Raw genomic sequence first — 18,723 nt, forward strand, 5'->3', positions numbered from 1 at the left:
ATGGCCGAAGACCCCGCCCCTGCTGCATTCACCGCCTGGATGGCAGCGGAAACCGCCGCCTACACGGCCATTCACCAACTTCACCAGCGCACGCAAGGCGGGCGCCTGGGCATTCCGGACGCCCGCATCGAGCAGATCGCCAGGCTGCGCAAGGAGGCGGACGTTCATTTCGCCGGCCTCTGGGGCGCGCTCGGCGCAACAGCGCAGCCCGGCGTGGCGGCCGCACCACCGGTGCAGCGCGAGCGCAGGCGGCGCCCGGCCTTCGAGCTTCGTTCGCGAGCGCCTGCCGAGCCGATCGAGAACCGCGTCGGGTAAGCACCGGCCACCGTGGCCGGAACTGCCGGGACCAAGGGCGGACGATTTCAAGCGCTCATTTGTCGCGCCCTCCTATCCCTCGGCTTGCCCCTGATGAAGATCGCCACATTCAACGTCAACGGCATCAACAGCCGCCTCGCCCGCCTGCTCGAATGGCTCGATGAATCGAAGCCCGACGTTGCCTGCCTGCAGGAGCTCAAGTCTCCCGACGCCGCCCTGCCGGTCGATGCGATCCGCGGTGCGGGATACGGCATCGTCGCGCACGGGCAGCGTGCCTGGAACGGTGTCGCCATCCTCGCGCGCGGACGAGAGCCGATCGACACCGGGCGCGGCCTGCCGGGCATGGAAGCCGACACGCAGAGCCGGTACATCGAGGCGGTGGTCGGCGGCGTGCTCGTCGGCTGCCTCTACCTGCCCAACGGCAATCCGCAGCCGGGGCCGAAGTTCGACTACAAGCTGCAGTGGTTCGAGGCCTTCAACCGGCATACGAAGAAGCTCTTTTCGAGCGGCATGCCCGTCGTTCTGGCCGGCGACTACAACGTCGTGCCGACCGATGCCGACATCTACAACCCGGCCTCGTGGCGCGACGACGCGCTGCTGCAGCCCGAAAGCCGCGCGGCGTTCGCGCAGTTGCTGAAGCAAGGCTGGACCGATGCGGTTCGCGCGACACATCCCGACCGCGTGCCGTTCACCTTCTGGACGTACTGGCGCAACCGCTATCCGCGCGACGCCGGGCTTCGCATCGACCATCTGCTGCTGAATGCCGAAATCGCCCCGATGCTTCGCAGCGCCGGCGTGGACCGCGACGTGCGCGGGCGCACCGGTGCGAGCGACCACGCGCCGGCCTGGGTCGAACTCGACGTTCCCGGCGCGTAGGCCCCGCCCTCCCGCGTGCAACTGTGGCGCCGGCCCGCGCAGCAGCGCGAAGAGCCTTGGCAAAAAGGACGATTCTTTCGACCGCATGCGCCGCCGTCCCACTTGCGCCCGCGGCCGCCGGCCCAATGGTGCGCCCATACATGTTTCCCGGCGGAGTGACCATGGCAACCAAAAGAAAGGAACAGGCGCAGGATCGATTCGAGGGCCGGATCCTCATGCTGGGCTTCGGCCTCGTCGGCCAGGCGGCCGCACCCGTGCTGATGCGGCACTTCGGCCTGACGCCAGAGCGCCTTCGCGTCGTGAAACCCAGCGAAGACAGCTCCGGCGTGGCGAAGAAGCTCGGCATCGAGGTCGTGGTCGCGCGAATCGACGAAGGCAACCATGCACCGCTGCTCGGGCCGATGCTCGAAAAAGGCGACTTCCTGCTGAATCTTTCGGTCGATGTGTCCAGCCTCGCGCTGATCCGCCTGTGCCGGGAGCGCGGCGCCTTCTATCTCGATACCTGCAACGAACCCTGGCCCGGCCGCTACGACGATCCCTCGCTGCCGCTCGCGCGGCGCTCCAACTACAGCCTGCGCGAAGAGGTGCTCGCGTGGCGGCTCGACAAGCGCAACGGGCCCACGGCGGTCATCACCCAGGGCGCGAATCCGGGTCTCGCGTCGGCGCTGGTGAAGCAGGCGCTGCTGAACATGGCGGCCGACATGCGCATGAAGGCCGAGGTGCCCGAAAGCTACGAAGGCTGGGCCGAACTGGCGCGCAAGCTGGAGATCAAGGTCATCCACATCGCCGAGCGCGACACCCAGGCCACACCCCAGCGCAAGGCGCGCGGCGAGTTCGTCAACACCTGGTCGGTCGACGGCTTCGTCGACGAAGGCCTGCAGCCGGCCGAACTCGGCTGGGGCGTGCACGAGCGCCACTGGCCGGCCGATGCGGCGCGCCACGGCTACGGCAGCGACGCTGCCATCTACCTGAAGCGCCCCGGCATCGGCACGCGTGTGCGCAGCTGGACGCCGCTCGAAGGGCCGTACCACGGCTTTCTGGTGACGCATGCCGAATCGATCTCGATCGCCGACCACCTCACGTTGCGCGAGAACGGCGAAGTGGTCTACCGGCCGACCGTGCACTACGCCTACCACCCGTGCGACGACGCGGTGCTGTCGCTGCACGAGGTGGCGGGAAAGAACTGGCAGCTGCAGCCCGAGCGCCGCATCGTGCGCGAGGACATCGCCTCCGGCATGGACGAACTGGGCGTGCTGCTCATGGGCAACCCGCGCGGCGTTTACTGGTACGGCTCCCGCCTCACGATCGAAGAGGCGCGCAAGCTCGCGCCGTTCAACAACGCCACCAGCCTCCAGGTGGTCGCGGGCATCCTGGGCGGCATGGTGTGGGCGCTGCGCAATCCCGATGCCGGGTTGGTGGAGCCCGACGACCTCGACCACCGCGTGGTGCTCGAAGCGGCCCTGCCCTACCTCGGCGAGATGGCCGGCGTCTACGGCGACTGGACGCCGCTGAAAGACCGCAGCCCGCTCTTCAGCGAAGAGACGGACGCGGAAGACCCGTGGCAATTCATCAACTTCCGGGTCGGCTGACGTGCTGCTTCAAAAAGAACTCGGGGTCATCGAGAACTCCTACTACGAAGCCAGCACGCGCCGCCCGCCCGCGACGCCGCCGCTCGCGGAAGCAACCGAGGCGGACGTGTGCGTCATCGGCGGCGGCTACGCCGGGCTCTCCGCCGCGCTGGAGCTGGCCGGGCGCGGCTATGCGGTCGTGCTGCTGGAGGCGCAGCGCATCGGCTGGGGCGCCTCGGGCCGCAACGGCGGGCAGGCGATCGTCGGCTTCGGCTCCGACGCCGAGCTCGCCATCGAGAAACAGCTGCCGCGCGAGGACGCGCAGCGCGCCTGGGCCATCTCCAACGAAGGCCTCGACCTGATCCGGCACCGCATCGAGACGCACGCCATCGCCTGCGAATGGCAGGCCGGCTACCTCAACCTGTCGGTGAAGCCGTCCCGGTCGAAGACGCTGCGCGATTGGATGGACCATGTGACGGCGCTGCACGGCCATCCGCTCGAATGGATCGCTCCGGCCGACATCGGCGAATGGGTCGCCAGCCGCCGCTTCGATGCCGGCGTGTTCGACCGGCGCTCCGGCCACCTGCATCCGCTCAAGTACTGCCTCGGACTTGCGGAGGCCGCGCGCGCGGCGGGCGCGCGCCTGCACGAGAACTCCGTCGCCTACCTCATCGAACACGGCGCACGGCCGCTGGTGAAGACCAGCCAGGGGCAGGTGCGCTGCAGTTTCGTGGTGCTCGCGGGCAATGTGTACCTCGCGGAGTACGGCGACTCGCTCGCGCCTTCCATCTCGAGCCGGATCATGCCGGTGGGCACCTACATGATCGCCACCGAGCCGATGGACAAGGAGCGCGCCGACGCCCTGCTCCGCCACCGCCCCGCCGCTTCCGACACCAACTTCGTGCTCGACTATTTCCGCCTGAGCGCCGACCACCGCCTGCTGTTCGGCGCGGGCGACAGCTACAGCGCCAGCACGCCGCGCAACCTCGTGCAGAAGATCCGCAGGAACATGCTGAAGGTGTTTCCGCACCTGTCGGACCTCGACGTGCCCTATGCCTGGGGCGGCTTTTCGGACATCACGATGAACCGCACGCCCGACTTCGGCCGCATGGGCGCCAACGTGTATTACCTGCAGGGGTTTTCCGGCCACGGCCTCGTGATGAGCGGCATGGCCGGCAAGCTCGCGGCCGAAGCGGTGGCCGGACAGGCCGAGCGCTTCGACCTGTTCGCGAAGCTCTCGCACCGCAGCTTTCCGGGCGGCGCCAGGCTGCGCACGCCGGCGCTGGTGCTCGGCATGCTGTATTTCAGGCTGCGCGATCTTTTGTAGGCCGCCCGCTCCCGTCGCGCGCCATGTCGATCGCACCTTCGGCAAAGGCCACCAGCTCCTCGGTGAGCGGCGCGCCGGGCGCGAGCACGCCGACCCGCTCGGCCAGCGCCTGCAGGCGGGCGCGCAGCGAGTCGGCTTTTTCGGGAACGGGAATGTCGAAGTCGGGTTGTGCCATGGGTCATCTCCTGTGAAACGAGGGGCGAAGCAATCGAGGTTCGCTGCTCGCCGTTCGTTTCCAACGCTAGGCACCGGTGCTGCCGCACATGTAGAAGACAACCGCATGCCAACGGCGGCGCGCTCCTACAGTTCGCCGCCCCGGACGCTCGAATGCTGGCTCAAAGGAGATCGGCAATGAACACACCCACCAACACCCACCGCGACGACCACCGCGAGCCCCGGGAAACAAGCGACGACCGCGACAACCGCCGCGTGTTCGCTTGGGGCGCGAGCGCCGCGGTGCTCATCTTCCTCGGCGCGCTGGCGTATTTCTATGCAGTGGACAAGCGCGGCGAGGCGCCATCACCGCCGCCCGCCGCGCAGAGCCAGAGCGCGCCGCAGCCTGCGAAGCCATAGAGGGCAGCGCCGCACGCGCTGGATGTCGCCGGCCGTGGACGTACACGCGTAGGACTCTCCGGCGATGCAACGCCGGTTTTCTCCTTCTGCCCCTTGCTTGCCGGGCGCGCCGAATTTCCCTTCGTCGAACAACAAACAAGGGGTTCTCACTCATGAAGAAGAAATCGATCTGGAAGCTCTACAGCTTCGCCTGGGTCACGGCCGGCTTTTTCCTCATCTCGCTGATCGGTCACTGGGTCTTCGGCTGGTTCGCCTATGTGAACGAACAGACGCAGTTCGGCCATCCGGTGGAAGTCAACGGCTACCTCATCGAGATGATGCGGGACACGCTGGAGAACTGGCAGTCCGAGTTTCTTCAACTGCTCTGGCAGGTGGGCGGCCTCGCCTTCCTGCTGTACCTCGGCTCGCCGCAGTCCAAGGAAGGCGACGACCGCGTCGAGGCCAAGATCGACGCGATCCTCGCCGCGGTCGACCCGAAGAACGCCGACCGTGTGATCGACGAGATCGACCAGGAATACAGCGGCCGCCACACCGATCCGCGATGGGCGGCGCTCAGGGAAAAGGAAAATCGCGGCGGCTGAATTCCTGTTTCGGCCGCGATTCAATTGAATGAATCAGCCTCGGAATTTCAAATGCAGCATGGGGTGATGCTCATCCCGCCAACGAACCCGACGGCGCCAACTGCGCGCACACAGACACCGGTGCGAGCGCAAACAACAGGAAGTAGGCTTTTTTCCCCGCGCGGCGGGCATGGGTCCTACGAGTGCGGCTGCCACAGGCCAACAGGCTGCGTGCCTGTTGCGCCCCGCTCCCTGTTCTCACACCCGTACCCGGCATGGCTGATATCCGCTTCCCCAAGACCGCCCTCTCGGCCCGCACCGCGCGGCGCTGGCTCGGCGCCGGCATCGCGTGCGCCGGCTTGCTGCTGCTGTTGATCGAAGGCGCGAATCTCGCGCGCTCGGGCTCGCCGGTCGGCGCGGCGCTCACCGGCGGCTGCATCGCCGCGCTGGCGACCGCGCTCGGCACGGTGCCGGTGCTGCTCTCGCAGCAGTTCTCGCAGCGCGCCTACGACAGCATGCTGGGCTTCGGCGCGGGCGTGATGCTGGCGGCGAGCTCGTTCTCGCTCGTCATTCCCGCGCTCGCGGCGGCCAAGTCGCAAGGTTCCGGCCCGTGGGGCAGCGGCGCGCTGGTCGGCACCGGCGTGCTGCTCGGCGCGATGGTGCTGCTGGCGATCGACCGCGCCGTGCCGCACGAGCATTTCGTCAAGGGCGTCGAGGGGCCCGAGTCGCGGGCGCTCAAGCGCGTGTGGCTCTTCGTGCTGGCCATCGTGCTGCACAACCTGCCCGAGGGGCTGGCCATCGGCGTCGCGTTCGCGGGCACCGATGCGGTGGGCGCGACCGCGCTCACCACCGGGATCTCGATCCAGGACGTGCCCGAGGGCCTCGTCGTCGCGCTCGCGCTGCGCAGCGTGGGCTACGGCAAGCTGACGGCGGTCGGGCTCGGCGTGCTGTCGGGCTTGGTCGAGCCGCTCGCCGCCGTGCTCGGCGCGGCCGTCATCGGGCTCACCGCCGCGCTGCTGCCCTGGGGCCTCGCGATGGCCGCGGGCGCGATGCTGTTCGTCATCAGCCACGAGATCATTCCGGAGTCGCACCGCAAGGGCCACGAGGCCCATGCGACCACCGGTTTGATGCTCGGCTTCGTGCTGATGATGGTCCTGGACACCGCCTTGGGATGAACACGATGGAAGCCACGCTGATGCACCGGACCCTCGACACGAACGGCGTGTCGCTCCATGTCGCCACCGCGGGCGCCGAAGGCGCGCCGCTCGTGATGCTGCTGCACGGCTTTCCGGAGTACTGGGGCGCATGGCGGCAGCAGGTGCAGCCGCTGGTCGATGCGGGCTGGCGCGTGGCCGCTCCCGACCAGCGCGGCTATGGCGAATCGGAGAAGCCCGAAGGCACCGGCGCCTACACCCTCGACACGCTGGCCGACGACGTGATGGGCATCGCACAGGCGCTGCACGCGCCGCGCTTTTGCCTCGTCGGCCACGACTGGGGCGGCATGGTGGCCTGGCATCTCGCGGCGCGCGAGCCGGCGGCGGTGGAGCGCCTGGCGATCCTCAATGCGCCCCATCCCGCCACGTTCTTCTCGTACGCGCTGACCCATCCGCTGCAGATGCTGCGCAGCACCTATGTCGGCTTCTTCCAGTTGCGGTGGATTCCCGAAGCGCTGCTGCGTGCCAACAACTTCGCGCTGCTGCAGGCCGCGCTCACGCAGTCGAGCCGCCCCGGCACCTTCGGCGAAGACAAGCTCGCGGGCTACCGCGCGGCCTGGTCCGAGCCGGATGCGCTGCGTGCGATGCTCGACTGGTACCGCGCCATGCCGCTCGCGCGGCCGCGCGCCGAGAAGATCGAGGCGCCGGTGCGCATCGTCTGGGGCGATGTCGATTCAGCGCTGGAGCCCGGCCTCGCGCAAGCCGCGCTGCGCTACTGTCGCAACGGCCACGTCGTGCGACTTCCGCGGGCCTCGCACTGGCTGCACCACGAGGCGCCCGACGAGGTGAATGCGCTGCTCGTCGAGTTCCTCGGCGAGGGTCGTGCCGCGGCCGCTGCAGCAACGGAATCACGCAGCAAGAACCCCCGTTGACGCCTGCGCCATCCGATGCCGCGGCACTGTCGGATCGAAGCGCAAATGACCTACATGGGCCCGGCGGAACGGCCACCACCTTTGCACTTTTCCAACCCACCTCAACGAAGGAGCCATCCATGCCAGTCAAGTCCGTGAAGGACCTTTTCGTGCACGAGATATCGGACACCTACAACGCCGAGAAGCAGATGACGCGCTCGCTGCCCAAGCTCGCGCGCGCGGCCACCGACCCCGAACTCCGGCAGGCGTTCGAAGACCATCTGCAGGAAACGCGCAACCAGGTCGAGCGCCTGGAACAGGTCGCCGAGCAGTGCGGCTTCAAGCTCAAGCGCATCAAGTGCGACGGTATGGAAGGCCTGGTCGAAGAGACGATGTCGCTGGTCGACCTGATCGAGAAGGGCCCGGTGCTCGATGCGGCGCTCATCGGCGCCGCGCAGAAGGCCGAGCACTACGAGATCGCCGGCTACACGTCGCTGTGCCTGCTCGCGAAGAAGCTGGGCTTTGCAGACGCCCTTCCGCTGCTCCAGACCAGCCTCTCGGAGGAGCAGGCCACCGACCAGCGGCTCGGCCTGCTGGCCGAAGCCGCGCAGATCGAGGAAGCGACAGCCTGACGGGCTGCAAGGAGGGCCTCGCATGTCCGACTGCTACGAAGGCGACGGCTACGAGTTCAGCATCCGGCTGCTCGACCACCGGCGACTGTTCGTGCATGTGACCCGCGCCACGCTGGAGTTCCTGGCCGGCGGCGAGCCGGTCGATCAGCTCTCGACGCTCACCGCCTGCATGGGCCTGCTGCGCGAGCGCGCCCTGCTCGTGCATGCGCAGACCGGCGCCGAGCGCGTGGTGCTGGAGCCCTCCGACGTGGCCGGCCTCACCGACACCGAGATGCAGAGGCCTCCCCTTCTCCACTGATTGAACGGGCCGCGCGGCCGCACGGGCCGCACTGATTGCGCGGACGCGCAAAGCGAATCGAGGGCGGAGCTTCTAGCTCGCGCCCTCGATCTTCGTTCCGCACACCGCGGTGCGGTGGCTGCTGCGGTTGCTACTTCTTGTCGGTGGTGGCGACCAGTTGGCGCGCATGCTGCAGGTGCCCCTGCACGATCGGCAGCATCTTGCCGGCCAGCGCCTTGAGGTCGGCGTCCTTCGCCTCGGCCTGCGTCTTCTTCAGCAGCTTCTCGGTGGCCTCGTGGTCGCCGACGCCGGCCTGCTTCACATAGCGGCTGTTGAACATGTCGCCCGAGAGCGCCTTGAATTCGAGCGCCGTCGCCTTGTGCTTGACGTCGGGCCCGTCGGGCAGCTCGGTGCCCTTGGCCGATGCGAGCGTCTTCACGTCGGCGAGGCCCTTGCTGTGGTCGTCGACCATCATCTGGGCGAACTTCTTGATCTCGGGATTGGTGCTTTTCTCGAGCGCGAGCTTGCCGGTCTCGACCTCTGCCATGTTGGCCTGGGCGATGTCCTTGAGCATCGAGGCGTCGGCGGCCGCGAGCTTGTCCGCGGCCCAGGCGGACGAGGCGGCCAGCAGCGAAAAGCTGACTGCAAATGTTGCTGCGAGATGGCGGGAAGACAGGGTCATGGGTGCGCTCCAGAGAGTTGATCGAAGGCCGCAGGCTCGCATGCACGCCGACGCGTTCGCTGTAGGAAAAAGATCAAAACCGCGTGCCAAGAATTCTCTCGCCCGGCGCCTCGAACTTTTCGCATTCATCGAGCGAAATCGGGCACTTGTCCGACGGCGGCGCCACCGCAACGGCGTAGGTTGGCCCGCGTGTTCAACGGCGTACATACAGGAGGTGACCATGCCGAAGACCAGCAGCAGCAAACCAGAGAACCAGCAGCCCCTGGGCACGAGCGTGCAAGGCGCGGGAGGCGCGAGCGAGGCGGCCACGCAGCCTTCGTCCGCGGCGTCCAATGCGTCCGGGTCCGGCCAGCAGCAGCAACAACAGCAGGCGATGCAGGGCGAGGACCCGGCCGCAAGGGAAGAACGCATTCGCAATGCCGCCTACGACGCCTACGTGCGACGCGGCGGCGAACCGGGCGACGAGGTGCAGGACTGGCTCGACGCCGAATCGCAGGTCGACGGCCGCAAGGGCTGAGCCTCGGCCGCGCCGGCCGCGCTAGTCCTTCGGCGTGAGCTGGCCGGCCGCACCGCCGGCGGTCGAGTTGCCGGCTTTGCCGACCGACGCGCCTTCGCGCGTGGTGCGCGTGGCGGTCGGTCCTTCTTTCTTCGCAGGTGCCTTTTGCGTTGCGTTCGCATCGCCCAACGGCGCCTGCACTTGATGCGGCGATGTGGGTACCCCTGGCTTGCGTGGCTTGGTCATCGTGTGTGCTCCTTTCGGTTGTGCGCGCTGTGCACGGGCTTTGCACGAGCGGGCCTGCAGCCAACGCTGAACGCGCGGTGCCGCGCCGGTGTCGGACGCCGCCCAGTCGCCGGGGAAGTGCCCGCCGCGCCTGGCGTGCGGGACGCGGGCATGCCGTTTGCCGGGAGAAGGTTGTCCGGTTTCCTTCATCGACCTTCCTTCTCCATCCAGGTATCCGCATGAGAAAAAAGACGACGCCCCGAGACCTCCGCGTGGCCGAGTACTACCAACTGCTCGAACTCCTGTCGCGCCGGCAGTTGCCGGTGGTGTGCTCCGCGCCGGAAGACATCCACCGCATCCTCGCGCTGCGCAGCGCCTCGCTGCTTGAGGCACTGACCGAGCCTCCCGAGCTGCTGCGCACCGGCGAGCGGCGCATCGCGCGCGCCGTGGTCACCGCCATCACGGCCGAGGGCCGCAATGCGCTCGCGCGCAGTGCGCGGGCCGTGCCTTCGTTTCCGCGGGCGCCCTCTTCAGTGCAGGGCGCATGACCCGCACCAACGACCAGGCGGCGGTCGCCGCGGACTGGCACGCGCGCATCGAGCGGCTGGAGAGCACGCTCGCACACCAGGGCGCCGAAGAGGCGGTCGCGCGCGAGCAGGTCGATGTGTGGCTCGAAGCCGTGCGGGTGGCCGTGCGCGACGGCGGGCCGCTGCCTCCGCCGGGAGCACGTAACCAGTGGCGCGCCTGTGCGGACAAGCTCGATGCCGCGCTGATCGCGCTGGAGGCATTGACGCGGCGGCGCCACGACTGAACGCAAGGACCGAACGCCGTCTCGGGTGCGCTTGGGGCCGCGACCTTTGCTTGATTCCCGCGCGGCTGCGGCATGCACGCAACAAGCGGGAAACCCGTGGGCTTTGTCCGACGCCCGGATGCGCAAGCCTCGCGCGCATGCGGCGCGTCAGAGGTCGAAAGGTAGGGGCCTCATTTGCCCGCAGGAGTTGCCCCGTGTCCCCCATTTCCGCCGCGAAATCCCCCGCAGGAACCACGCCATCCACACCTTCGTCGGCCAGTGACGGCCCGGCCGATGCCACCCCGCACACGCTGCGCTCGCAGGTGGTGGTGCTCACCGGCGCCTCCAGCGGCATCGGCCGCGCCACCGCCCTCGCCTTCGCCGCGCAAGGCGCCTCGCTCGCGCTGGCCGCGCGCAACCAGGAGGCCTTGCAGTCGCTGGCCGCCGAGTGCGAAGCGGCCGGCGCACGCGCGCTCGCCGTACCGACCGATGTGACCGACCCCGCCGCGATGGCGGCGCTCGCCGAATCGGCCATCGCCCATTTCGGCCATGTGGACATGTGGATCAACAACGTGGGCGTCGGCGCCGTCGGACGCTTCGAGGAGACGCCGCTCGCCTCGCACCGGCGCGTGGTCGAGGCCAACCTGCTGGGCCACATGCACGGCGCCTACGCCATCGTTCCGCACTTTCGCGAGCGCGGCCGCGGCACGCTGGTCAACATGATCTCGCTCGGCGGCTGGGTCGCCACGCCCTATGCGACGGCCTACACCGCCAGCAAGTTCGGCATCCGCGGGTTCTCGGAGTCGCTGCGCGCGGAGCTCGCCGAATTTCCGGGCATCCATGTCTGCGAGGTGTTTCCGACCTTCGTCGATTCGCCCGGCATGTCGCATGGCGCGAACTACAGCGGGCACCGCGTCGCGCCGCCGCCGCCGGTGCTCGATCCGCGCCGCGTGGCCGCCTCGCTCGTCGCGCTGGCCACGCGGCCGCGTGCACGCACCTACATCGGCGCACCGGCGCGGCCGGGCATCCTGATGCATGCGCTCGCGCCGAACCTGATGGCGCGCGTGCTCGGCTGGGTCGGCGGCGCCGCGATGCGCCGTGCAGCGCCCGCCGCGCACAGCGACGGCAACCTCTTCGAACCCTCGCGCGGCTGCGCCATCGACGGCGGCTTCCGCAGCGAGAAAAAGACGAAGCCCACCGATGCGGTGTGGCTCGGCCTTGGCGCGGTCGCCGCCGTTACCGCATTCGCCCTTTTCTCGAGAAACGCAAGGAGCACACGATGAACACGCCCCGCAATCCAGCCCGTCCAGCCCCTGATCCCGCCTCCGGCGGTCAGCGCGTGCAGGCGCCCGACGCGGTGAACGGCGAGGAGCCCGCCATCGGCGGCAGCGCCGGCACGCAGGACCTCGAGCGTGGCATGAAGAAAGCCGCCGACCGCGACGCCGCCAGTCCCGATGCGGACAGCCAGGACACCCAGAAGCGCCGCGCGGCCCGAGGCACGCCGCGCGAGAACGATGCCGGCGCCTGAACGGCCGCGCCGATCCATTCCAACCCTCCACTGAACTCCACCGATCCAGACAGGACCCGCCATGACAGACCCTCGCCAGACCGGCCCACAACCACCCTTTTCCACACCCGCCCAGCAACCGCCCGGCCTCGAGTCGAAGATGTCGCCGCCACCCGATTTCGGCGAAGAGAGCTATGCCGGCAGCGGCAAGCTCGAGGGCAAGGCCGCCCTCATCACCGGCGGCGACAGCGGCATCGGCCGCGCGGTGGCCATCGCCTTCGCTCGCGAAGGCGCCGACGTGCTCATCTCCTACCTCGCCGAGGAAGAGGAAGACGCGAAGGTCACCCGCGAGTGGATCGAGCGCGCGGGCCGCCGCTGCGTGGCGGTGCCCGGCGACATCTGCGAGGAAGCGCATTGCCGCAAGCTCGTGGACCAGGCCTTCGACGCCTTCGGCCGGCTCGACGTGCTGGTGAACAACGCGGCCTTCCAGATGACGCACAAGTCGCTCGACGAGATCTCGGCCGAGGAGTTCGACCGCACCTTCCGCACCAACGTGTATGCGAACTTCTTCCTCTGCAAGGCCGCCGCGGCGCGCATGAAGCCCGGCGCCTCGATCATCAGCACCGCCTCCGTCAATGCCGACAAGCCCAACGCCACGCTGGTGGCCTATGCGGCGACCAAGGGCGCGATCCAGAACATGTCCGGCGGCATGGCGCAGCTGCTCGCCGAGAAAGGCATCCGCGTGAACTGCGTGGCGCCCGGGCCGTTCTGGACGCCGCTCATTCCCTCGACCATGCCGCCCGAGAAAGTGAAGGAGTTCGGCAAGCAGACGCCGATGAAGCGGCCCGGCCAGCCCGCGGAACTGCAGGCGGTGTACGTGCTGCTCGCCTCCGACCAGGCGAGCTACATCTCGGGCGCGACGATTCCGGTGACGGGCGGCGTGCCCTTCATCTGAGCCGGGCCACGCGATGCGGCATCTGCTGCAAGGGGCGGCGCTGCTGGCGCTCGCAACCGCACTCGCGGGCTGCGGCGACAAGCCCAGCCCGTCGAACGTCCAGGCGCCCGGCGCGGACAAGCGCGCCGGCACCGCGGTGCTGGAAACCGGCGCGGCGCTGCTGCAGGACAAGCCGCCCATCGAAGCGCTCAACGCCTACCTCGACGGCTTCCACTTCTACAGCGGCCGGATGAATGCGCAGATGGAAGCGCACCACTACTGCGCCGTGCTCAACGACGAAGTGATCCAGTGCGTGATCTTCGACGGCAACCAGAAGTCGGCCAAGCTCATGGGCGTGGAATACATCGTGAGCGAGCGCCTGTTCAACACGCTGCCCGATGCCGAGAAGGCGCTCTGGCACAGCCATGTGCACGAGGTAAAGTCGGGCCAGCTCATCGCACCAGGGATTCCGCAGGCGGCCGAGCATGCGCTCATGAAGAAGCTGGTCGGCACCTACGGCAAGACCTTCCACACCTGGCACACCGACCAGCAGAAGGAACTGCCGCTCGGCACGCCGCAGCTCATGATGGGCTTCACCGCCGATGGGCAGGCGAACGCCGCCATGGTGGAAGAGCGCGACCGCCGCTTCGGCGTGCAGAGCGCCGAGAAGCGCAAGAACCGCGAAGACATCGCCGCGCCGTCCATCGCGCCCGGCGCCGATGCCTGGCAGAAGGGCCAGGCCGTGCAGCTCGCCGACCCGACGGCCACGCCGCATGCGCACCCGCCTGCGGGTGCCGCACGCTGATCGACCGGTCAATCGCCGTCGTCTTCGGGGCAGGCTGCGTGCGCCATGTAGAGGCGGACGCGCTGCATCAGATTTTCGAGCACGTCGTCGGACCCTTCGACGTTCAATGCCATCAGCACGCAGCGCCGCGTGCCGTTGCATGAAACCTCCGCGCGGCCGTTGCAGGCGCCGTTTTGCTTGCAGTGAACCTCGATCTGGCAGGCCCACCCGTTGCCGAGTTGCACCTGCATGGGGACGTGGTTCATGGCCGGGGTCCACGGGCAATCGACGTGCCCGCGCACCGCGTGCGGCACGCACCGTGCCACGGCGCATCGTCCGACGCGGAGCCGTGCGTGCGCCGCTAGCGTTGTCGATCATGCAAAAGCCCGCACTGCTCCTTCCTCCCCGCGATGGCTCCCGGCGCCACCTGCCGTGCTTGCCGGAGCCCGCGCCAATGCCGCAGGTCGGCGTACTCACCTTCCATCGCTGCATCAACTACGGCTCGTACTGGCAGGCCCGCTGCCTGGCCGACGGGCTGCGCGGCCTGGGGTACCGCGCAGTGGTGCTCGACCACCGTTCGCGCCGCATCGACCTCGCCGAGTGGCGCTGCGCGCTGCAGCCGGCGCAGCCTGGCGCCACACCGCCGGCCGACCGGCGCATGTATGCGCGCAAGACACGGCGCTTTCTCGACGCCATCGAGGCGCTGCCGCTGACGCGCCCCTTCGAACTCGAAAGCCCGCAGGACATGCCGCGCTGCGACGCGGTGGTGGTCGGCAGCGACGAGGTCTGGAACTTCGCGCATCCCTGGTTCCGCGACTGCCCGCCCTTCTTCGGCGAAGGCCTGCGCGCCGGTCGCCTCGTGGCCTATGCGGCCAGCTTCGGCAACCACCCGGTGGCGCGCGGCGTGCCGCCGCACCGGGCCGCGGCGCTGCGCCGCTTCGATGCGTTGTCGGTGCGCGACGGCAATTCGCGCGCGCTCATCGCGCAGAGCCTGGGCGATGTACCCGCGCTGGTACTCGACCCCTGCCTTCAGTTCGCATCGGCGCTGCGGCCGCCGGAGACCGATGGCGACGACAACCCCGCGTCGCGCTGCATCGCGCTCTACGGCCACAACTTCAGCGGCTGGTTCGCCGAGCGGGTGCGTGCGCATGCGCGGCGGCACGGCCTGCACATCGTGAGCATCGGATACCGCAACGACTGGGCCGATGTGCAGTGGCTCACCGCCGGGCCCGAAGATTTCGCCCGCTTCATGGCGCTCGCGGGCACGGTGGCCACCAATTTCTTTCACGGCTGCGTGTTCGCGCTGCGCCACGGCAAGCCTTTCGTCTGCGAGCAGTCACCGTATCGCGCCATCAAGATCGACGACCTGCTCGTCACGCTCGGCGCACGGCGGCACCTGGTCGATGCGGCCACGGCGCCGGGAAATTGGGAGGTCGGGCTTTCGGTGCCGGTGGCGGCCGCGGTGCATGCGCGCATCGCCGCGCTGCGCGCCACGTCGATGGCCTACCTGCAGGCCGCGCTGGCGCCGCTGGCCTCGACCGCAGTGCTCGATGCGCGCGAGGCGCGCCGTGCCTGAGCGCCGCCTCGAACACGCGAACCCGGCGGGACCCGATGCGATCGTGCGCTCGGGGCTGTGCATCGGCTGCGGCAGTTGCGCTGCGCAGGGCCGGCTCGATGCGCATAAGGTCGACATGGCGCTCGACCGCTACGGCGAACTCAGGCCACGCGGCGCGCCGGAATGGCTGCGCCAGGGGCCGGCCGCGTTTGCGCGCACCTGTCCGTTCTCGCCGGCCGCGGCCAACGAATCGCAGCTGGCCGACGACTTGTTCGCGGACACGGCACATGCCGACGGCGAGGTCGGGCGCTTCCGTGCCGCCTATGTCGGCCATGTCGCGGAGCCCGGCTTTCGCGAACGCGGCAGCTCGGGCGGCATGGTGAGCTGGACCGCCGGTGAACTGCTGCGCACCGGCGCGGTAGATGGCGTCGCGCACGTGGCGCCAGCCGATGGCGAACGCCTCTTTCGCTACCGCCTCTCGCGCACGCCCGATGAGCTGGCGGCGGCTGCCAAGTCGCGCTATTACCCGGTGGAGATGTCCGAGGTGCTGGAGACGATCCGCCGCGAACCCGGCCGCTATGCCGTGGTCGGCGTGCCCTGCTTCGTGAAGGCGGTGCAGTTGCTGCGGCGCGAAGACCCGGTGATGCGCGAGCGCATCGTCGCCACGTTGGGCCTCTTCTGCGGCCACATGAAGAGCACGCGCCTCATCGAGAGCTTCGCGCTGCAGATGGGCGTGCCGATGGCCGAAGTGCGCGGCGTGGACTTCCGGCTGAAGAACGCACAACGCCCGGCCAACTGGTACACCGCGCACTTCGAACTGCGCGACGGCCGCACGGCGCAGCGCGACTGGTTCCACCTGGCCGAAGGCGACTGGGGTTCCGGCTTCTTCCAGAACGAGGCCTGTAATTTCTGCGACGACGTGGTGAGCGAGACCGCCGACATCGCTTTCGGCGACGCTTGGGTGGAGCCGTATACCTCCGACGGGCGCGGCACCAATGTCGTGATCGTGCGCAGCGCGCGCATGCAGGCGATGGTCGCGCGCGCCATCGACGAAGGGCGGCTCGCATTGGCGCCGGTCGATGGGGCGTTCGTGGCGCGCACGCAGGCGGCGGGCCTGCGGCATCGGCGCGAAGGGCTCGCCTATCGGCTCACTTGGCAACGCGCCCGTGCGGGCAGCGTGCGCCCGGTCAAGCGCGTGCAGGCCGATGCCGGCATCGCATGGCAGCGCAAGCTGGTGTACCGCACACGCGCCGCGATCAGCACCTGGAGCCGGCGACTCTTCGCGATGTCGCGGGTTGCGCGCACGCCGTGGCTCTACATGGGTTGGGCGCGCGCCGCACTCGCGCTCTATCACGCGCTTGCGTACTCGCGCGGCAAGCTCGGCGCGTGGTTCGCGCGCATCGCGCGGACCGCGGGAAGCACGTAGCGGCGCCCTGCGCCACCACGTTGCTCAACCGCCGCCGATGCCGCGGTTCACCTTGCCGGTGCCGTTGCACTTCGGGCAGGTCGCATCCCCGATGCCACGGCCGCTGCCGCCGCACGCGGGGCATTGCACTTCACCGGTGCCGGGCGTGCCGGCCGGCGCTTCGTCGCCGCGCCGGGGCGCAGCGGTGGGCGGCAGGTCGATCGAGGCGCCCGGGTCTTCCTCGCCCGCGACCGACTGCTGGAACGCGCCAGGCTTGATCTGGCGGATCGAATCCTTCATGGCGTACTTGCTCCCTTTCAGTCTTTGGACGGCGGCAGCTTCTCGCCGACCTGCGCCTTCTGCGCCGCGTTGGTTCCGATGTCGGGCGAGCCGGGATAGCCGGTCTTCTTGTCGGACTCGCGGCCGATGTGGCTGCCCTCGGCCGGGCTGTCCTGCCCGACCGCGCGGTTCTGGTCGATGTTCACTGGCGACTGCTTGGGTGTCTCGGCCATGGCGCGATCCTCCTCATCAGCCCTTGTTGCTGCGGAACTGGTCGCGCAGCGCCTTGATCTGGTCGTGGTTGCGCTGCGCGCCCTCCGCCTGGCGCTCGACCAGCATGCGCACGTCGGCCGGCAGCGGCTCCTTGAGCGCCTTGCGGTAGCGGGCCACCGCGGCGTCTTCGCCTCGCTCGCACTCCTCGAGCATCGAGACCGCGCTGTCCGCGCCGAGCGATCCTTTCACATGGACCCAGCCGCGGTGCATCGCGCCGCTCACGCTGCCGCCGTCGTCGACCTTGCCGCCGAAGCGCTCGATCATCCGGCCCAGCTCGGTCGCGGCGGTCGCGCACGCCGCGGCGCGGTCGCGGAACACCTGCTTGAGTTGCGCCGACTCGACCTCGTCGGCGCAGGCCTTGAAGCCGTATTCGCCGTCACGGGCGTTCTCCAGCAGGTCGTCGAGCACGTCGACCACGTCGTCGGCTTCGAGCGTGGCGCCGGTGGAAACGGGGGTGCCGCCAGTGGTGTAGGTGGGCATGGGATGGACTCCTTCAGAAAAAACATGGGTTGCCGGAATGACCACGAGGCTTGCGGCTGGGTCTTCGGACCTGCGCCGCAAACTGGCCGCTGAAATCCCATGGTGGGCGCTCGCGGCGCCGCGCGTGTCATCCACGCTGCACGGCCGCTGTAAGTCTTTTCCGTGCCGGCAAAACTTGCCGCAAGACTGACGCCCGCGCGCCCGGTGCGCCCTCTGCGTCTCCGCAAGCGGCAGGCACACCGCGTGCAGGAGCATCGCGTCATGTCCGCCATACCCCTCGCCATGAATCCGCCGATGTCTCTTCGTGCTCCCACCCGACTCGATCGCTGCGCGCACGATGCGCGCAATGCGCTCGCCGCCATTTCCGCCGCCACCGAAGTGCTGGCGCGCGACGACGCGCCGCCCGCGGTGCTGCACAAGGCCGGCGCGGTGGTCGCGCGGCAGGCGCACGAACTCGCCGAGCGCATCGGCGAACTCATGACGCAAGCGCGGCACGGCACCGCCGAGAGCGAGCGCGCGCTCGTGGTCTCGGACGACATGCACCTCCTGGCACGCCTTGCCGGGCTGCTTTCGCATGCGGGCTACCGGATCGATCTCGCGGTGAATACCGTGACCGGCTATGAAGCGCTGGTGCGCGAGCAGCCGGATTTCGCGGTGATCGATCTGCGCACCTCGGCCGGCGAAGCGCGCTCGCTCGGCCGGCTGGCACGCGGCGCCGGTTTCGATGGGCGGCTGATCGCCATCGAGGATGCGGTGGCCACGCGGGGCCTGCCGGCCACCAGCAGCGCCGCGGGTTTCGACGCGGTGCTGGCGCGCTCCTTCGAGCTGAAGGTGCTGCGCGCGGCGATTCCTTTCGACTGACGCCGCACCACCCCACCCGCACGGCCGACGACATCAGGGACCGGACGCGCCGCCATCCGCATCCTGCGCGCGCAGGCTCTTGGCGCGCGCCTCGCGGGCTTCCTCGGGCGTGAACTCGTGCGCTCGGCCCAGTTCGTGGGCGGCACGGCCGCCGAGCCGCGCGATCTCGCGCCGGCGCTCGGGGTCCATGCCGGCAAAGCCGCGCCGTGGGCGTGAGGGTGCGTCGTGATCGATCGTCGTCATGGGTTCCTTCGGTGTC

General features: G+C 69.2%; 28 protein-coding genes. 20 read left to right on the top strand and 8 right to left on the bottom strand.

Annotated features, from left to right (window positions below; all coding sequences use genetic code 11):
* The 4 genes from QF040_RS11380 (at position 1) to QF040_RS11395 (ending at position 4,086) form a co-directional block, all read left to right on the top strand.
* Positions 1 to 315 carry a hypothetical protein gene (locus QF040_RS11380; RefSeq protein ID WP_429611108.1) on the top strand — a complete coding sequence of 105 codons (315 nt, stop codon included), beginning with the start codon at positions 1 to 3 and terminating at the stop codon, positions 313 to 315.
* Between the two features lie 93 nt (positions 316 to 408).
* Positions 409 to 1,191: an exodeoxyribonuclease III gene (locus QF040_RS11385; protein WP_429611109.1), complete on the top strand. Its 783-nt coding sequence runs from the start codon at positions 409 to 411 to the stop codon at positions 1,189 to 1,191.
* A 161-nt stretch (positions 1,192 to 1,352) separates the two neighbouring features.
* Complete coding sequence (locus QF040_RS11390; RefSeq protein WP_429611110.1) at positions 1,353 to 2,780, top strand: homospermidine synthase; 1,428 nt, start codon at positions 1,353 to 1,355, stop codon at positions 2,778 to 2,780.
* Position 2,781: 1 nt separating this feature from the next.
* Positions 2,782 to 4,086 carry an NAD(P)/FAD-dependent oxidoreductase gene (locus tag QF040_RS11395; RefSeq protein WP_429611111.1) on the top strand — a complete coding sequence of 435 codons (1,305 nt, stop codon included), beginning with the start codon at positions 2,782 to 2,784 and terminating at the stop codon, positions 4,084 to 4,086.
* Here QF040_RS11395 and QF040_RS11400 read toward each other — a convergent pair.
* Positions 4,064 to 4,261, bottom strand: coding sequence for an aminoglycoside phosphotransferase (locus QF040_RS11400; RefSeq protein ID WP_429611112.1), 198 nt, complete (start codon positions 4,259 to 4,261; stop codon positions 4,064 to 4,066). The genes QF040_RS11395 and QF040_RS11400 overlap by 23 nt on opposite strands.
* Before the next feature lie 176 nt (positions 4,262 to 4,437).
* On the opposite strand from QF040_RS11400, the gene QF040_RS11405 reads away from it, so the two are divergent.
* From QF040_RS11405 to QF040_RS11430, 6 genes are all read left to right on the top strand, one after another.
* Positions 4,438 to 4,659 (top strand): hypothetical protein, encoded by a 222-nt coding sequence (locus tag QF040_RS11405; protein ID WP_429611113.1) that lies wholly within the window; start codon positions 4,438 to 4,440, stop codon positions 4,657 to 4,659.
* Between the two features lie 152 nt (positions 4,660 to 4,811).
* On the top strand, positions 4,812 to 5,240 hold the full coding sequence (locus QF040_RS11410) for a DUF6766 family protein (protein ID WP_429611114.1): 429 nt from the start codon (positions 4,812 to 4,814) through the stop codon (positions 5,238 to 5,240).
* 254 nt (positions 5,241 to 5,494) lie between these two features.
* Positions 5,495 to 6,394, top strand: a complete 900-nt coding sequence (locus QF040_RS11415) for a ZIP family metal transporter (RefSeq protein WP_429611115.1) — start codon at positions 5,495 to 5,497, stop codon at positions 6,392 to 6,394.
* Positions 6,391 to 7,305, top strand: coding sequence for an alpha/beta fold hydrolase (locus QF040_RS11420; RefSeq protein ID WP_429611116.1), 915 nt, complete (start codon positions 6,391 to 6,393; stop codon positions 7,303 to 7,305). The genes QF040_RS11415 and QF040_RS11420 overlap by 4 nt, the downstream gene beginning before the upstream one ends.
* Positions 7,306 to 7,424: 119 nt before the next feature.
* The gene (locus QF040_RS11425; RefSeq protein WP_429611117.1) at positions 7,425 to 7,916 is read left to right on the top strand and encodes a ferritin-like domain-containing protein; all 492 of its coding nucleotides are present in this window, start codon (positions 7,425 to 7,427) and stop codon (positions 7,914 to 7,916) included.
* 22 nt (positions 7,917 to 7,938) lie between these two features.
* Positions 7,939 to 8,214 (top strand): hypothetical protein, encoded by a 276-nt coding sequence (locus tag QF040_RS11430; protein ID WP_429611118.1) that lies wholly within the window; start codon positions 7,939 to 7,941, stop codon positions 8,212 to 8,214.
* A 130-nt stretch (positions 8,215 to 8,344) separates the two neighbouring features.
* Here the strand turns inward: QF040_RS11430 and QF040_RS11435 are convergent, their stop codons facing one another.
* The gene (locus QF040_RS11435) at positions 8,345 to 8,875 is read right to left on the bottom strand and encodes a DUF4142 domain-containing protein (RefSeq protein WP_013541506.1); all 531 of its coding nucleotides are present in this window, start codon (positions 8,873 to 8,875) and stop codon (positions 8,345 to 8,347) included.
* A 220-nt stretch (positions 8,876 to 9,095) separates the two neighbouring features.
* Here QF040_RS11435 and QF040_RS11440 point away from each other — a divergent pair, with 220 nt between their 5' ends.
* Positions 9,096 to 9,392: a DUF2934 domain-containing protein gene (locus tag QF040_RS11440; RefSeq protein WP_429611119.1), complete on the top strand. Its 297-nt coding sequence runs from the start codon at positions 9,096 to 9,098 to the stop codon at positions 9,390 to 9,392.
* A 21-nt stretch (positions 9,393 to 9,413) separates the two neighbouring features.
* On the opposite strand, the gene QF040_RS11445 is transcribed toward QF040_RS11440, so the two are convergent.
* Positions 9,414 to 9,617: a hypothetical protein gene (locus QF040_RS11445; protein WP_429611120.1), complete on the bottom strand. Its 204-nt coding sequence runs from the start codon at positions 9,615 to 9,617 to the stop codon at positions 9,414 to 9,416.
* 218 nt (positions 9,618 to 9,835) lie between these two features.
* Between QF040_RS11445 and QF040_RS11450 the strand changes: the two genes are divergently transcribed.
* The 6 genes from QF040_RS11450 to QF040_RS11475 all read left to right on the top strand — a co-directional run bounded on the left by QF040_RS11450 (position 9,836) and on the right by QF040_RS11475 (position 13,632).
* Positions 9,836 to 10,144: a hypothetical protein gene (locus QF040_RS11450; RefSeq protein WP_429611121.1), complete on the top strand. Its 309-nt coding sequence runs from the start codon at positions 9,836 to 9,838 to the stop codon at positions 10,142 to 10,144.
* Positions 10,141 to 10,407: a hypothetical protein gene (locus QF040_RS11455; protein WP_429611122.1), complete on the top strand. Its 267-nt coding sequence runs from the start codon at positions 10,141 to 10,143 to the stop codon at positions 10,405 to 10,407. Before QF040_RS11450 ends, QF040_RS11455 begins: the two co-directional genes overlap by 4 nt.
* Before the next feature lie 194 nt (positions 10,408 to 10,601).
* Positions 10,602 to 11,669, top strand: a complete 1,068-nt coding sequence (locus QF040_RS11460) for an SDR family oxidoreductase (protein WP_429611123.1) — start codon at positions 10,602 to 10,604, stop codon at positions 11,667 to 11,669.
* Positions 11,666 to 11,914, top strand: coding sequence for a hypothetical protein (locus QF040_RS11465; RefSeq protein WP_429611124.1), 249 nt, complete (start codon positions 11,666 to 11,668; stop codon positions 11,912 to 11,914). Before QF040_RS11460 ends, QF040_RS11465 begins: the two co-directional genes overlap by 4 nt.
* 61 nt (positions 11,915 to 11,975) lie before the next feature.
* Positions 11,976 to 12,848 carry an SDR family oxidoreductase gene (locus tag QF040_RS11470; protein WP_429611125.1) on the top strand — a complete coding sequence of 291 codons (873 nt, stop codon included), beginning with the start codon at positions 11,976 to 11,978 and terminating at the stop codon, positions 12,846 to 12,848.
* A 13-nt stretch (positions 12,849 to 12,861) separates the two neighbouring features.
* Complete coding sequence (locus tag QF040_RS11475; RefSeq protein WP_429611126.1) at positions 12,862 to 13,632, top strand: OBAP family protein; 771 nt, start codon at positions 12,862 to 12,864, stop codon at positions 13,630 to 13,632.
* Positions 13,633 to 13,640: 8 nt separating this feature from the next.
* Here QF040_RS11475 and QF040_RS11480 read toward each other — a convergent pair whose 3' ends face one another.
* Positions 13,641 to 13,877, bottom strand: coding sequence for a hypothetical protein (locus tag QF040_RS11480; RefSeq protein ID WP_429611127.1), 237 nt, complete (start codon positions 13,875 to 13,877; stop codon positions 13,641 to 13,643).
* Between the two features lie 188 nt (positions 13,878 to 14,065).
* Here QF040_RS11480 and QF040_RS11485 point away from each other — a divergent pair, with 188 nt between their 5' ends.
* A complete protein-coding gene (locus QF040_RS11485) occupies positions 14,066 to 15,187 on the top strand; it encodes a polysaccharide pyruvyl transferase family protein (RefSeq protein ID WP_429611129.1) in 1,122 nt (373 codons plus the stop codon).
* Positions 15,180 to 16,592, top strand: coding sequence for a Coenzyme F420 hydrogenase/dehydrogenase, beta subunit C-terminal domain (locus tag QF040_RS11490; RefSeq protein WP_429611130.1), 1,413 nt, complete (start codon positions 15,180 to 15,182; stop codon positions 16,590 to 16,592). The genes QF040_RS11485 and QF040_RS11490 overlap by 8 nt, the downstream gene beginning before the upstream one ends.
* A gap of 24 nt (positions 16,593 to 16,616) precedes the next feature.
* On the opposite strand, the gene QF040_RS11495 is transcribed toward QF040_RS11490, so the two are convergent.
* The 3 genes from QF040_RS11495 to QF040_RS11505 are packed head-to-tail and all read right to left on the bottom strand — an operon-like array spanning position 16,617 to position 17,603.
* Positions 16,617 to 16,871: a hypothetical protein gene (locus QF040_RS11495; RefSeq protein WP_429611131.1), complete on the bottom strand. Its 255-nt coding sequence runs from the start codon at positions 16,869 to 16,871 to the stop codon at positions 16,617 to 16,619.
* Between the two features lie 17 nt (positions 16,872 to 16,888).
* On the bottom strand, positions 16,889 to 17,083 hold the full coding sequence (locus tag QF040_RS11500; RefSeq protein WP_429611132.1) for a hypothetical protein: 195 nt from the start codon (positions 17,081 to 17,083) through the stop codon (positions 16,889 to 16,891).
* 16 nt (positions 17,084 to 17,099) lie between these two features.
* Positions 17,100 to 17,603, bottom strand: a complete 504-nt coding sequence (locus QF040_RS11505) for a ferritin-like domain-containing protein (protein ID WP_429611133.1) — start codon at positions 17,601 to 17,603, stop codon at positions 17,100 to 17,102.
* Between the two features lie 261 nt (positions 17,604 to 17,864).
* Between QF040_RS11505 and QF040_RS11510 the strand changes: the two genes are divergently transcribed.
* Positions 17,865 to 18,464: a hypothetical protein gene (locus QF040_RS11510; protein WP_429611134.1), complete on the top strand. Its 600-nt coding sequence runs from the start codon at positions 17,865 to 17,867 to the stop codon at positions 18,462 to 18,464.
* A gap of 33 nt (positions 18,465 to 18,497) precedes the next feature.
* Here QF040_RS11510 and QF040_RS11515 read toward each other — a convergent pair whose 3' ends face one another.
* Entirely contained in the window at positions 18,498 to 18,707 is a 210-nt protein-coding gene (locus QF040_RS11515) for a KGG domain-containing protein (protein WP_429611135.1), read from the bottom strand.
* Between the last annotated feature and the right edge of the window lie 16 nt (positions 18,708 to 18,723).

Origin of the sequence: Variovorax sp. W2I14 (assembly GCF_050435205.1) — a bacterium.
In the GTDB taxonomy this organism is placed as follows: domain Bacteria; phylum Pseudomonadota; class Gammaproteobacteria; order Burkholderiales; family Burkholderiaceae_C; genus Variovorax; species Variovorax paradoxus_C.